Annotated in this window: 12 protein-coding genes; 7 read left to right on the forward strand and 5 right to left on the reverse strand. The window is 63.1% G+C overall.

Annotated features, from left to right (window positions below):
- The first annotated feature begins 142 nt into the window (after window positions 1-142).
- Window positions 143-643, forward strand: coding sequence for a peptidylprolyl isomerase (locus AC3RCM_RS14945; protein ID WP_010953805.1), 501 nt, complete (start codon window positions 143-145; stop codon window positions 641-643).
- A complete protein-coding gene (locus AC3RCM_RS14950; RefSeq protein WP_104887521.1) occupies window positions 640-1,362 on the forward strand; it encodes a UDP-2,3-diacylglucosamine diphosphatase in 723 nt (240 codons plus the stop codon). Before AC3RCM_RS14945 ends, AC3RCM_RS14950 begins: the two co-directional genes overlap by 4 nt.
- Window positions 1,363-1,483: 121 nt before the next feature.
- On the opposite strand, the gene pvdQ is transcribed toward AC3RCM_RS14950, so the two are convergent.
- Window positions 1,484-3,796: a bifunctional acylase PvdQ gene (pvdQ, locus tag AC3RCM_RS14955; protein ID WP_492628988.1), complete on the reverse strand. Its 2,313-nt coding sequence runs from the start codon at window positions 3,794-3,796 to the stop codon at window positions 1,484-1,486.
- A gap of 196 nt (window positions 3,797-3,992) precedes the next feature.
- Between pvdQ and AC3RCM_RS14960 the strand changes: the two genes are divergently transcribed.
- On the forward strand, window positions 3,993-4,367 hold the full coding sequence (locus AC3RCM_RS14960; protein WP_010953802.1) for a hypothetical protein: 375 nt from the start codon (window positions 3,993-3,995) through the stop codon (window positions 4,365-4,367).
- A gap of 36 nt (window positions 4,368-4,403) precedes the next feature.
- Here AC3RCM_RS14960 and AC3RCM_RS14965 read toward each other — a convergent pair whose 3' ends face one another.
- Window positions 4,404-4,592 (reverse strand): hypothetical protein, encoded by a 189-nt coding sequence (locus AC3RCM_RS14965; protein ID WP_003248064.1) that lies wholly within the window; start codon window positions 4,590-4,592, stop codon window positions 4,404-4,406.
- Window positions 4,593-4,743: 151 nt separating this feature from the next.
- On the opposite strand from AC3RCM_RS14965, the gene AC3RCM_RS14970 reads away from it, so the two are divergent.
- The 4 genes from AC3RCM_RS14970 to AC3RCM_RS14985 all read left to right on the forward strand — a co-directional run bounded on the left by AC3RCM_RS14970 (window position 4,744) and on the right by AC3RCM_RS14985 (window position 7,174).
- Window positions 4,744-5,202, forward strand: a complete 459-nt coding sequence (locus tag AC3RCM_RS14970; protein WP_104887519.1) for a hypothetical protein — start codon at window positions 4,744-4,746, stop codon at window positions 5,200-5,202.
- Between the two features lie 251 nt (window positions 5,203-5,453).
- A complete protein-coding gene (locus tag AC3RCM_RS14975) occupies window positions 5,454-5,834 on the forward strand; it encodes a Mor transcription activator family protein (protein ID WP_010953799.1) in 381 nt (126 codons plus the stop codon).
- 65 nt (window positions 5,835-5,899) lie between these two features.
- Window positions 5,900-6,544, forward strand: a complete 645-nt coding sequence (locus AC3RCM_RS14980; protein WP_064490732.1) for a DUF2589 domain-containing protein — start codon at window positions 5,900-5,902, stop codon at window positions 6,542-6,544.
- Between the two features lie 75 nt (window positions 6,545-6,619).
- Window positions 6,620-7,174 carry a DUF2589 domain-containing protein gene (locus AC3RCM_RS14985; RefSeq protein ID WP_010953797.1) on the forward strand — a complete coding sequence of 185 codons (555 nt, stop codon included), beginning with the start codon at window positions 6,620-6,622 and terminating at the stop codon, window positions 7,172-7,174.
- 19 nt (window positions 7,175-7,193) lie between these two features.
- On the opposite strand, the gene AC3RCM_RS14990 is transcribed toward AC3RCM_RS14985, so the two are convergent.
- Genes AC3RCM_RS14990 through AC3RCM_RS15000 form a run of 3 tightly spaced genes read right to left on the reverse strand, consistent with a single transcriptional unit; the run spans window position 7,194 to window position 13,310 of the window.
- Window positions 7,194-10,868, reverse strand: a complete 3,675-nt coding sequence (locus tag AC3RCM_RS14990; protein WP_492628989.1) for a translocation/assembly module TamB domain-containing protein — start codon at window positions 10,866-10,868, stop codon at window positions 7,194-7,196.
- Window positions 10,865-12,607, reverse strand: a complete 1,743-nt coding sequence (locus AC3RCM_RS14995; protein WP_492629690.1) for an autotransporter assembly complex protein TamA — start codon at window positions 12,605-12,607, stop codon at window positions 10,865-10,867. The genes AC3RCM_RS14990 and AC3RCM_RS14995 overlap by 4 nt, the downstream gene beginning before the upstream one ends.
- A gap of 52 nt (window positions 12,608-12,659) precedes the next feature.
- Entirely contained in the window at window positions 12,660-13,310 is a 651-nt protein-coding gene (locus AC3RCM_RS15000; RefSeq protein ID WP_104887517.1) for a GNAT family N-acetyltransferase, read from the reverse strand.
- Window positions 13,311-13,390: the final 80 nt, after the last annotated feature.

Consider the following 13,390-nt stretch of genomic DNA (forward strand, 5'->3'; position numbering starts at 1 on the left):
GTGATTTATCACGGCTTTTTGCCGCAGCCTGGCAAAATGGCCAGTGCGCGCCATGTGTCGCGATCGCCTGATCCTGCGTCTGGTGATAACCCGCGCCCTGCGCACCCTAATTTCTGATTGCCTTGAAAGAGCGAGTTTCAGCATGTCCAAAGTCAAACTGAGCACCAACCACGGCGACATCGTCCTGCAACTGGACGCCGAGAAAGCGCCGCTGACTACCGAAAACTTCGTTCAGTACGTCAAGGACGGCCACTACAATGGCACCGTATTCCACCGTGTGATCAAAGGCTTCATGATCCAGGGCGGCGGCTTCGAGGCTGGCATGAGCCAGAAGAAAACCCGCGCCAGCATCCAGAACGAAGCCGACAACGGCCTGAAGAACAAGAAGTACAGCATTGCCATGGCCCGTACCATGGAGCCGCACTCCGCCTCGGCGCAGTTCTTCATCAACGCCTCCGACAACGACTTCCTCAACCACAGCGGCAAGAACGTGCAAGGCTGGGGTTATGCCGTATTCGGTGAAGTGATCGAAGGCCGTGAAGTGGTCGACGCCATCGAAAAAGTGGCCACCGGTTCCAAAGCTGGCCACCAGGACGTACCGAAGGACGACGTGATCATCGAGAAAGCCGAGATCATTGAGTGATTCTGCTGATCTCTGATCTGCACCTGCAAGAAGAACGCCCGGATATTTCCCGGGCGTTTCTTGATCTGCTAGACGGCCGCGCCCGCCACGCCAAGGCCCTGTACATCCTTGGTGACTTCTTCGAAGCGTGGATTGGCGACGATGCCATGACGCCCTTCCAGCAGTCGATCTGCCAGGCCATGCGCCGGCTGAGCGACAGTGGCACGGCCATCTACCTGATGCATGGCAACCGTGACTTCCTGATTGGCCAGGCCTTCTGCGATGCCGCTGGCTGCACCTTGTTGAGCGACCCCAGCGTGATCGAGCTGGGCGGTGAACAGGTGCTGCTGATGCACGGCGACACCCTGTGCACCCGCGACCTGGGCTACATGAAGATGCGCCGCCTGCTGCGCAATCCGCTGAGCTTGTGGATCCTGCGCCACCTGCCGCTGTCGGCCCGCTACAAGCTGGCCCGCAAGCTGCGCAGCGAAAGCCGCACGCAAGTGCGGATGAAGTCCACCGAAATCGTCGACGTCACGCCGGAAGAAGTCCCCAAGGTGATGGCGGCGCATGGCGTACGCACCTTGGTGCATGGCCATACCCATCGGCCAGCGATTCACAAGCTGATGGTCGATGGCCAGCCGGCACGGCGTATCGTGCTGGGCGACTGGGACCGCCGCGGTTGGGCCTTGCAGGTTGACGAGCAGGGCTTTCAGCTGGCGCCGTTCGAGTTTTCCTGACCCGGCGGGTCGCCTTCTTCGCGGGTAAACCCGCTCCCACAGGCTCCGCATCAACGCTGCAAGCGGAGCGTTTCCTGTGAGAGCGGGTTTACCCGTGAATGGGCCGGCGCAGGCTGACGCTTCAGGGCTGGCTGACTACCACCCCCTTGTCCCGCTCACTGATCACCACTTCCCGATACGCCGGGTCTGCCTTGATCTGAGCTTCGGTAAACGGAATCACCGCCAGTTGCTTGACCGCAAATGCCTTGGTCTGGTCACTGGCATGCGCCGAAGCCTTCTCACTCGACTGGGAAAACGCAAGCAGGCCACGGGCTTCTGGCCCCTTGTCGGTAAAGCTGACCAGTTGCAGGTAGCTGGTGCCACTCACCACCAGCCGCTTGCCCTGCCCGTGCGGCACGCTGTAGATCGCGTTGTACACCCCTAGCGCCTGCGGGCCGCCCGGTACCGGCGTGCCATCAAGGGCCTGTTGCACCTGCCCCCAGCGTGCCGCCTCGGCAACGCCGCTTTCACTGACCTGCTTGAGCGACGCCAGTGCTGCCTGATGAACCAGCCTGCTTACCGCCGCCTGCTCGACAGCCAGGCCGCGCGGGGTATGCTGCGGGTCGGCCGGATTGAATGCCACTCGCCAGCTTTCCGGGTGCTCGGCCAGCGCATTGAACAGGTTCTGGAAGTGCACCAGGCCCATACCACTGTCGAGGTCGGCCTTGCCGTTCCAGGCGGCCAGGCTGCTGCACACGGCCTGCACATCTGCGCTGGCGCCCTTGCACCATTGCAGCAGGTCTGGCAACACCAGGCTGGCCAGGTACACCTCGTCATCGGTGACCATGCGCTGCAATTCATCTACACCTAACCGGGCTTTGCCCTGTAGGCGTTGCAAGGCAAAGCGGCCACGCATGCCCAGTGGTTGGTCATTGCGGCTGACCAGTGGCGAGTAGCCGGTCAGCGGCTGCGCCGGGTTGGCCATCCAGGCCGGGTCGTTGGAGTTCTGTACGAAGTCTTCGCGCTCCAGGCTTGGCAGCAGCCGCGCCGGGAAGATGCCCGGTTGCGCCGCCTGCGCGTCAACCTTCCACTGGCAGGCGCTACGCGAGCCATCCAGCACCACCAGGCGCCCTTGCGCCCGCGGGTTGCTGCAGGTATCCAACAGTTGCTGGTCAACATAGGGCACTACCGACTGGTTCAGGTACAAGGCCCGACCTCCCTGATCCACGGCCAGCGTGTTGACCCAAGGGATACCTTGCAACTGCTCGACCGATCCCTTCAATGCCGCCAGGCTGTCGGCTCGGTTGATCTGGTACCACTGCTGCAACACCCGCGAGTTCTCAAGGTTGGCGTCTCGCACGCTGTAGGCCGCCTGCGCGTCCCAGTCCAGGCGGCCTGGCCATTGCACCACCGGGCCGAACTGCGAACTGTAGACCTGCCGCTCAATCTGGCTCAGGCTGCCATCCGTGCCTTTGACCGCGACACGGATGGTTTGCCGGGCCATCGGCAGCGACTTGCCATCGAGCACATAGCGGGTCGGGTCTTTGGGGTCGAGTTGCAGGCGGTAGAGCGTGAAGTGCTTGGAGGTGTCGACGGTGTGCGTCCACGCCAGGTGCTTGTTGAAACCAATGTTGACCACCGGCAGGCCTGGTAACGCCGCGCCCATCACATCGAGCTGACCGGGAATGGTCAGTTGCATCTGGTAGAAGCGCATGCCGCCCATCCACGGGAAGTGCGGGTTGGCCAGCAACAGGCCGCGGCCATTGGCTGAGCGCTGCGCGCCTACTGCCACTGCATTGCTGCCACGCTCCGCGGCGAACCGCTCCTGCCGGACCAGCGCGGTGGCAAAGCCCGCTGACGATTGCTGACCGGCCAGCGTTGGCGGTTGCGCCCCTGCCAACGCCTCGACGAACTGCCCGACACCGCCTTCGGCCAGTAACCGGCGGGTCAGTTTGACCAGATCCTGGCTGCTGATGGGGCGCACCCACTCACCATCGCCACACTCGGCGGGCAGCCCTTGACGACGGCGTTCGACCAACGCCCGGTTGTAGCCGCTGGCGTAACCCGCCAGCAATGCCTGCACCGGCGCGGGTTGCGCCTGCAGGAAGGCATCGACCGCCGCTGGGCTATTGAGCCAGGTGAAGAACAGGTCGCTGGCCAGGTTGTCACGCTGCTCCAGGGTCTGGCCCTTGGCGCCGAAATAACGTGAGCGCTCACCGCTCACGGTCAGCACTTCATTGGCGAGCAGGCATAGGTTGTCCTGGGCGTAGGCATAGCCGACGCCATAGCCCAGGCCACGCTCATCCTTGGCCACGATATGCGGTACGCCGTAACGGGTGTAACGGATCTGGGCACTGGCATCGGCTGGCGCGGGCTGCGCCTGCACACCGACGCTGAAGGCCACCAGGGCAGCGGCCAGGCCGGCGCAGGTCATGGGACGGCAAAGTGAAAACACGGGCACTCCTCGGGTTCGGGGGTCATCCCGATCAGACGAATGGCCAGATGAATATTTTACGTATTACAAGGCGATGGAACGTCTTGATGAGAAACAGGCATTTTTTTCACGAATGGGTTGCAGTTTTTGCGTGCTCATTCGTCCTAGTAAGTGAGCCACCCACATTTCGGGTTCGTCCACGAAAAGGAGCATTCGCATGTACAACCCGCAAACCTCGGTCCAGGCCGGGCGCGTCCCAGGCAAAACGTCCAAGGGACAGGACGTGTTTGCCGAAGAACGAATCGGCAATGAACAGATCCGCGAGCTGTTGCGCACCTTCGGCCTGCGCACCAGCCTGATCCGCCTCAAGGTTATCGACGCCTTGCACGCCGCCGACCGCAATGGCCGCAGTATTGGCGTGCGCGGGGTGCACGCACAACTGGAACAACTGGATATCCCGCTGTCGTTCCTCAGTGTGCGTGAAGTGCTCAAGCGCCTGTGCACCGAAGGCGTCATACAACTGGGTAGCGACAAGTGCTACAGGCTTAACCCCCAGGCGCGCGCCGTACTGGAGCAAACACCCTCGCGTTGAGCGCATGGCCGGCCATACCTGGCCGGCCCGCGCAGATCAGGGCTTGACCTTGCGCCGCAGAATGCCGTTGATCACCACGACCACCACGGCAATGGCGATGGCCAGCATCTGGAAGGTCTGCTCACTGATCGTGCCCTGCTTCTGCAGGTGGGACAGGCCCAGCATCAGGCCCAGTACCACCAGGATGATCAGAAGTGAATATTTGAGGCGCTGCACGTGTGTCATCGAATGTTCCTTGCAACATCAGGGGCAAATGGCTCGCAACGAGCCGCGGCAATGATACAACGGTCACCGCCCCCGGCGCTGGATTTCCTGCTGGGTGGGGTGACGTCAGCCTGAAAGCATGGGGCTTCCTAGCACCCACGCCGGAGGCACCATGTACAAACCCCTGCTGTTCGCATCGCTGTTACTGACCCCGCTCTCCCTTCATGCACTGGACACCCAGCAGACGCCGACCGAACACCTGCTCGAACTGGGCCGCGAGTTGGCCACCCATGCCGGTGCCAGCCAATGGCAACAACTGTGGCAACGCGTACGCCAGGCCGGCTACCTGCAGACCGACGCCGCACCGGTACATTTCAGCGTGCCCACAGCCCGCTTGCCCGGCCTGGCCCGACAAACGCTGGCGCAGGCCGACCAGGCACAGCCACTGAATCAGACCCAGGTACTGTACCGCCGCCATTTTGCCGACCAGGTCATCGGCCAGCGCAACGGCCAGCCGTTGCACGCGCTGTGCCTGCTGGTCGATTGGCGCACGTTGCCGCCGGGCATGCGCGCCACCCCTCAAGCCTATCTGGGTAGCGCCAGTTTGCTGAGCAGCTACCCGTGCGATTGAGGGGTGCTGTACCCACTGCGCATCATCGCGAGCGCCCCGACAGGAAACCAGGAGGCGCAGCCAGATGTCCACGCCATTTCCTACAGCGCCAGATATCGCTGCCTGCAAATCCTGTTCACCGAAGCTACAACCCCCAACCCATATGCCGCCTAGCGACGCGCCTCGGCTGTCGCACAGAATTTGCTCACACCTTCGACACAACGCCGCGGGTGATCGGGTCGCACATCCCATCCACCCCGAAGGAGCGCCATATGCAAATGCCAGATTTGAGCCAGATCGATATCAGCCAACTGCCCCACTCGCTGCAGGCCCTGATCGACTGTATCGGCATCGAAAACGCCTACCAACTGACCTGCGCCTACGGCGGCAGGCCCAAGTACATCCCCAAGCACCGCGAGCGCACCAAGCTCGCTGACGTGCTGCCGGCCGAAGCGCTTGACGCACTGATCAAGCGCTTTGCCGGGGTCGCCCTGGAGATCCCCAAGGCTGACCACTTTCTGCGTCAGCTGCGCAACCAGCAGATCCAGAAGGAAAGCGCCAACGGTTTGTCCCGCAGCCTGCTGGCCAACAAGTACGGCCTGAGCCTGCGGCAGATCGGCAACATCCGGCGCCAGGAGCTTTGCGAGCGCTGACGCCCGAACACCTTGGCAGCTATTCGCGGCTGCCTTAACCCACTACACAGAGCGAGCTTCCCGATATGTCGATAGATAACAGCCTTATAGGCTCCGTGATCAATGCCCTGCCGATGGACCGCATGATCGCCGGTCCCTTGCAGGCCATGGTCCAGGCGCAGGTCACCGCCAGCAAATCGTACGCCGACTTCCTGATGCAGGTATGCGTCCAGGATGGCAAGGCAGTGGCCATCCAGTTCGACTACGACGAAACCATCGTCGACGAACAGGGCGAATACAAAGGCGTGGTCAGCAAGACCATGAAAGTGCCGCTGATGGCGGCCATTACCCACCCGAACATTTCCATCGAAGAGGGCACTGTAGAGTTCGAGCTGGTTATCAACCAGATGTCGGAAGATGTTTCCAGCAAGGACATGAATGCAGAAGTTACCGGCTCACTCGGATGGGGGCCGTTCAGGCTGAACGTGAAAGGCAGCGTGAGCCACAAATCCACGCAAACCCGCAAAACAGATACCCGCGCCCGCTATGCCTTCAACACGACCCTGAAGCGTCAGGAACCGCCCGAAGCGATGATGAGGGTAATCGAGTTCCTCACTGATGCCGCGACCAAGCCAACCGTTGTCCGAACCGCCGAACTGGAAAGCCCGGACGAAATATCCCAGGCGGATACCTTGAAACGGCCCGCGCCTGCGAACCTGGCGACCCCGTAAGACACTGGCACTTGACCCGACAGCCCCTCCTGCCGGTAGTGGGAGGGGCACACCCTGGCCTGAGGAGTCGAATCATTGCAAAAGCCCCCCGCCCCCATGACCTCCATTGACCTGCGTGAAATTACCCGTGGCCTGCAAGAAGCCGCCAGTGCCACCAACAGCCTGATTGCCCAGCAGTACATCAACCTGTTCGACCAGTTTTTCGAGTGCGACACCGAGGCGCTGGGCGCCCCCATGAAAGCCAAGATGGTCGAGGTGGCCATGGATGGGCAGCACATCATGCGCGTCCCCCTGTTTGCGCTGGTGTCACCGAAAGGCCTGGCCCTTGAGCGCATGCAGGTCGACCTGTCGGTAAGGGTCAAAGGCACCGAGGCGCAGCAGGCACTGCTGACCGCAAGCGAGAGCAAGGCCGCGAGCTTCAAGGTCACCATTGGCGGCCAAGGCCGTCAGGGCGAAAACCGCGACCCGGACGAAGTGCAGATCCGCATGCAGTTCCAGGCAAGCGAACCGCCAGAGGCCCTGAACCGGTTGATCGAGGAATACACCAACCTGATCGTCCCGGTACGCGCCACCACCCCACCACCCTCACCCGACACCAACGAGTTCATCGAGGCGGCCACCGTCCGTTGATGGCCGCCACGCTGCGGGCCTAGAAGTCGCGCTTGTAGAAGATGTCCAGTGAGCTTGCCAGCCCACTGGCGGCCTCGAGGTAGACCTTCTTGCTCAGCTTGTAACGCAATGCGATCGTGTTGGCCGGTTCGAACACGCCCACCCCGTAACGAAGGCTGAGCTTCTCGGTGATGTTACCGCTGGCGACCACGCTGGTGCTGTTGCCAGAACCTTCGGTATCCAGTTGAAAGTCGTCGATCCCCAGGCTCGACGCCAGGCTGCCGGTAATGCCGGCGCTCCCGGCAAGGCCCAGGCCCAGCGCTGCCTCGGCGAGCATGTTGTTATCTTCGCCGGTATTGCCCAATGGTCGGCCCAAGACCAGGTACGAAAGCGCCTGCTCCTGGCTCATGGCCGGCTCCGAGAACACTTTGGTCGTCGGCTGCTCGGCGCTGCCGCTCAGGCGGATGCCGGCTATCACATCGTCAACCTTGCGGATCGCTTCGATGTCCAGATACGGCTGGTCGATCGGGCCGGCGAACAGCAGACGCGCCCGGCGGATGGTGAGGCGCTGGCCGTAGGCACGGTAGCGGCCGTCTGCCAGGCTCAGTTCGCCACGGGTATCGAGGTTATCGCCGATGTGCACATGACCCAGCAGGTTGGCAGTCAGCCCGAAGCCGCTGAACGACAGCTTGTCGCGGCCGACTTCGACATCGATGTCCATGGCCATGGCCATGGGTGGTTTGCCTTCCTCGGTCTGGTGACCGACGATTACCGTGTCATCCGACACCTTGACCGTGGACGGCGGCAGCTCACGTACAGTGATCTTGCCCTTGGGCACCTGCACCTTGCCGGTCACCGCCAGCTTGTCATCGATCAGGCGCAAGGTCAGGTCCGGGGCAACTTCCAGTGTGGCGTAGGGCTCGACCGCGACCGGCAGTTGCTGGCCTTGCAGACGCACGTCCATGCCCAGTGCCTGCCCCCAGGTGAGGTTGCCGCTCAACTGGCCACGTCCCGCCTCGCCACTGCGCCAGTTACCGTTGAGCTGCACTTGCTCGCCGGCAATCAGCGCCTGCAATGACAGGTCCTGAAGGCTGGCCGGCAGCTCGGCGCCACTGACTTCGCCACCGCTGAGCATCAGGTTGCCGTTGACCTGAGGTGCCAGCAAGGTGCCTGAAAGCCGACCACTGCCATTGAGCTGCCCCGCCAGGCGTTCGACCATGGGCACGAATGGGCGGGCCACCGACAGGTCCAACCCGGCCAGGCGGAAATCACCCGACAACGGTTTGTTCTTGCCCAGCGGATCGAGCCGGGCGTTGACGTTCAGCTCACCCAGGCGCTCACCGCGAAACGCCAGGCGCGTATCGATGCGCCGCGGTGCCAGCGTGCTGTCCAGGCGCAGGGTCTGATAAGGGAAATCGATCCAGCGGCCTTTGTCGCGCACGCGCAGGGTGCCGCCACTGGCATCGACTACGACAGTGCCCTTGGGGCCGCTGGCCGGGATGTCCAGGTTGATGTCGGCATTGAGCAGGCCTTGCCAGGCAAAGTCCTTCGGCAGCCACTGGGCCAGGCTGCCCAGCGGGAACTGCTTGAGGTGGTAGCGCAGGCGCGGTTCGGGGGCCAGTCGCTGGTCGTCGCCACACAGGCTTGCCTGGCCGGAGCGCCAGCAGTGGGCCCCGAAGTCGAGCTGGCCGCTGGCCAGCCGCTGCAGGCGTGCAGGCGCCTGCAACTGCCAGTCCTGGCCACCGGCCTGGATTCGGCCAGTGGCCAATCGGCCGCGCCAGTCACCTTTGTTCAACTGACCATCCAGGCCAAGGTCGAGCTTGAGCTGCGGGCCGTCCAGCGCCAGGGTCAAGGCCTGTTGGCGAATGTCGCCCTTGCCGTTGGCTTGCAACGTGCCCAAGGCTGTGTCACCCAGATGGATACCGGTTGCCTTGAGCTCGACTACACCGCGTTGGGCGTTGTCCAGGCGGGCATCCAGGTCCAGCTGCTGCAGGCGGTTTTCGGCCTGGGCCAAGCGCTGGCCCTGGAGGGTGAGCGTACCTTGCGGGGCCTGCAAGGTGCCGGCGACATCCAGCCGGCCCTTGACCCGGCCTTGTAGCCTTGGCCACAGCTGGCCCAGGCGCGGCAAGTCAAGGTCGATTCGCCCAGCCAGGCGCTGTTGCAAGCTGCCACTGCCGTTGATGCGGTTTTCACCCAGCTGGATGGCCAGTGTGCCCAGGGTCCAGCTTTGCCCTGCCCCCTGGGCCTCGGCCTTGAGCATGGCTGGCTGGCCACGCAGGCGGCCTTTGAGGTCAAGCTGGGCATCCAGGGTAAGCGTATCGCCTTTCAGTTCGCCTTTGCTGCGCAGTGGCCCCGCCAGGGTACCCGGCAGTTCGGCCAGCCAATAGGCCGGGTCGAGCGCGGAGAGCTGCAGGTCGACATCCCAGGCCAGGGTGTCGGCAAAACGTACGGCGACACTGCCGGCTGCCTTGCCCTGGCCGGCGGTCAGCGCCAACTGCGGCAGTTTCACCTGGGTGAGGTCACCTTCGAACGGGCTGGCGATGCTGAACGCTCCCGCCGGGCCGTCCAGGTCCCCGGTGAAAGTCCCCTGGTAATTGCCATCGCGATAATGCACCTGGGTATTGAAGCGCTTGAGGGTGACTTCGGGCGGGGTCTCCATCGGGTACAGGCGCAACCACGGGAAGTCCTGCCAGTCCAGCTGCGCATCGGCGCTCAGGCCTTGCTGCCAGTCAGCCGTGGCTTGCAGCTTGACCCCTTGGCTGTCGCTGGCGGTAAGGTCCAGGGCATCGAGCCTGGCGCCTTTGCTGTCGACCAGACCGGACAGGACCAAGGCGATCGGTGACTGCTCGGCCGGCAGGCTGGCCTTGCCGGACAGTTTATAGCCATCGAGCAGATCGCCCTTGGCATCGAGCTCGAGCGCGTTCAATTGCAGGGTGTCAGGCAACGCACCAGCCGGCTTGAACGCCTCGGAGCGGATGTGCAAGGTCGCCGGCAGGTGCTCGGCCAGTGCCTGCAACTGCCCGCTCAATGTGGCATCGAGGTAACCACTGCTGGTGCCGGCGAGTTCCAACGTCTTCTGCAATTGGCCATTGGCCGTCAGTGCCAGTTGCCAGGGTTTTTCGTCTACCGCAGGCAACTGCAATTGCGCCTGTAGTGTTACCGGCCAGTCGCCTTCGGGTTGCAGGTCGCCCTGTAGGCTCAATTGCAGGTCGTCGCGCAGCAGTCGCAGGCTGTCGATGCGTATCCCGCTGTTGGTCCAGTGCGCAGCCAGTTGCAAATCGCCAAGCAGATCGCTTCCATCCAGGCGCAGCTGCCCGACCTTGACCTCGCCCAGTTCGATGGCCAGCGGCAAGCGCAGGGTCGGCAATTGCAGCGGGGCGCTCTCGGTGGGTTCGGTGCTTGGCGCAAAGGCCATGTCAATGCGGTCTGCCTGCAACCGGTCAATGCACAAGGTCGCGCGCAGCAAGCAGGCAGGCGACCAGGCCAGCAACGGCGCCTGCATCTCTACCGTGCTGCCGCCGTCGGCCCAGGTTAGCCGGCTGGCCTGCCAACTGCCCGCCAGGCGACCCTGGAAGTCGGCCACTTCAAGCCCGGGCACCTTGCCCAGTACCCAGCGGCTGCCGGCCTGGGTACCCAGCAGCAAGCCGAGCACCAGGCCCACGCTCGCGACGCCCCCCAGCAGGCCCAGTGAAGTAAATTTGATTACGCGTTTCACAGCTCGGGCCCCATGGAAAAGTGCAGGCGAATGCCCCCTTCGTCATCCAGCGCCTTGGCCAGGTCCAGGCGCAGCGGCCCGACTGGCGATACCCAGCGCACACCAAAGCCGACACCGGTCTTGAGGCTGGGCAGCTCCAGGTCGTTGAACGAGTTGCCTTGGTCGACGAACGTCGCGACCCGCCATTTTTCGGTCAACGAATACTGGTACTCGACACTGCCTGCCACCAGGTAGCGCCCGCCGATACGGTCACCGTCGCTGTTCTTTGGCGACAGGGTCTGGTAGTCGTAACCGCGCACACTCTGGTCGCCACCCGCGAAGAAACGCAGCGACGGCGGAATGTTGTTCTTGAAGCCATTGGTCGCACTGCCACCAAACTGTACGCGTCCGAGAAAGCGGTGGTTGTGGCCGAGTGTGGTCAGGCCTTTGAGCAATACGTTGCCGTGCAGCAGGTTGGTGTCGGACACCAGCCCTTCCTTGGCGCCTTGAACATCGAACTGCAGGCGATAGCCGTTGTGCGGATCGATACGGTTGTCACTGCGCAGGAAGGAAAAGCTGACGCCCGGCATCAGCAGGTTGCTCAAACCGGAGTCGTCACCCAGGCGATATTCTTCGCGTTGGTACTTGAGCGAAATCACCCGCTGCCAGCCACTGGGCAGCTTGCTGTGCCACTCGGGGCCGACCGTCAACAGCTTGCTGAGCGTGTCGGTGCCGGCAAGCTCCTCGTTCTGGTAGCCGCCGGCAAAGCGCAGCTTGTCGGTCAGCGGCGGGTCGCGGGGAATGTCATACCACAGGCCGACGTTCTGGCGCGGGGCCGACAGTTCGGTTTCCCAGCCATAGCTGTGGCCTTGTGGGTTGACCCAGTGGCGGGTCCAGTTGGCCTTGCCGCGCGGCCCGACGTCGGTCGAGAAGCCCAGGCCAAGGCCCATGGTGCGTGGTTTACGGGTTTCCAGATGAACATCCACCGGGACTTCTTCGCCCACAGCAGCAGTGGGCGCCGCATCCACGCGCACGCCTTCGAAATAGCCGCTCGATTGCAGGTCGTTGTTCAGCTCTGCGACCAGTTCCGAGTCGTAAGGGGTACCCGGCTTGAACGACACCATGCGCTGCAGCAGGTCCTCGTCCAGCGGTGTGTCGCCACCGAAGGTGACGGCGCCCAGGCGATAACGCGGGCCACTCTGGTAGACCAGTTCGATATCCGCCACACCGGCTTGCGGGTCGACGGCCAGGCGCTGGCTACTGAAGCGCCCACTGAAGAAGCCATAGCGCGACGCCTGGTTCTGGATCAACCGCTTGGCATCCTCGTAATGGCCGTGATTGAGTTGCTCACCCGGCCGCAGCGCCTTGCTGTCAGGCACGCGGAAGGCCTTCATCTCGCTTGCTGGGCCCTCGATGCGCACGGTCACGTTGCGCAGGCGAATCGGTTCGCCCGGGTTGATGCTGATGATCAGTTGTGGGGGATGGTCTGCGTCGCTGGCGGGCTTGACCTCGGTATCGATCTGCGCCTGATAGTAGCCAAGTGCCTGCGCCGCTTTGCGCGCCTGCTCCTCTGCCCCGCGACTGAAGCGCAAAAGTGCTTCTTCGTCGCGGTCACCCAATGTGCCTATATAGCCTTCGACATTGGCTTTGAGCGCCTTGTTGGCCGGCTTCACCTTCACCAACAACTCGCTCTGGCCCCATGCTGCGAAACTGGCGACCCAGAAAACCAGGCCCCAGGTCAATCTTCCTGAATACGTCATGCGGCGCATGCTACCAGAGCCGGGCGCTCAAGGGAGCCGCCTGGCGGCCTGTTCAGGCAAAAGCGGGTTTTGAAGAGACTGGATTAGGATGAAAGAACACCCTCTCTCGGATCGGTCCTACAGCTACTTCGCCAATTTCCTCATAACCCTGACGCTGGTAAAAAGCCAGGTAGTGCTCGTTACCGGTGTCCAGCACCACCCCTTGGGTGCCTGGGTCTTCCGCGCACCAGCCGTGCACGGCTTGTAACAATTGCTCGCCGTAATGCTTGCCCTGAAATTGCGGATGCACCCCCAGCAAAGGCAGCACATGCACCTGGTCAGTGGGCAGACAGCTGGCCAACGCAGCCTGGTAGTCCATGTAGCGCCGCGTACAGCGCAGGCCGGTACCCAGCATCATGCGCAGGCGCCAGGCCCAGCTGTCGGCCACGCCCAGCCTGCGCAGCGGCGGCACGATCAGGGCCAGGGCAATCAGGCGGTCCTCGACCAGCAGGCCAATGGCGGGCAGTTGCAGGTAGAAGTGCTGGCGCACCCATTCGCGCACCATCACCCGCAGACGCCGCTCATACCCCGGGCGCTGGGCTTCGAAGATATAGGCGAAGGTGGGCTCGTGGCGGTAGGCGTTGTACAGCAGCGAACGTGCCTCGCGGCTGTAACCATCGTCGAGCAGGCAGACACGGGCCGGGGCGGCTGTGGTTTCGGGCATTGCGGGCAGACCTCCTGGAATGGGCGTTCAGTGCCTTGGAGGTGCCCCAGCGCGCTTCGTTCACCCCCAACAGCACGTTA

This window comes from Pseudomonas sp. GW823-FHT05G12 (assembly GCF_058795575.1).

Coding starts and splice junctions, on each gene's coding strand:
- AC3RCM_RS15000 (WP_104887517.1), bottom strand. CDS start 13,310: ATGCCCGAAACCACAGCCGCCCCGGCCCGTGTCTGCCTGCTCGACGAT.
- AC3RCM_RS14960 (WP_010953802.1), top strand. CDS start 3,993: ATGTACAACCCGCAAACCTCGGTCCAGGCCGGGCGCGTCCCAGGCAAA.
- AC3RCM_RS14975 (WP_010953799.1), top strand. CDS start 5,454: ATGCAAATGCCAGATTTGAGCCAGATCGATATCAGCCAACTGCCCCAC.
- AC3RCM_RS14945 (WP_010953805.1), top strand. CDS start 143: ATGTCCAAAGTCAAACTGAGCACCAACCACGGCGACATCGTCCTGCAA.
- AC3RCM_RS14980 (WP_064490732.1), top strand. CDS start 5,900: ATGTCGATAGATAACAGCCTTATAGGCTCCGTGATCAATGCCCTGCCG.
- AC3RCM_RS14965 (WP_003248064.1), bottom strand. CDS start 4,592: ATGACACACGTGCAGCGCCTCAAATATTCACTTCTGATCATCCTGGTG.
- AC3RCM_RS14995 (WP_492629690.1), bottom strand. CDS start 12,607: ATGACGTATTCAGGAAGATTGACCTGGGGCCTGGTTTTCTGGGTCGCC.
- AC3RCM_RS14970 (WP_104887519.1), top strand. CDS start 4,744: ATGTACAAACCCCTGCTGTTCGCATCGCTGTTACTGACCCCGCTCTCC.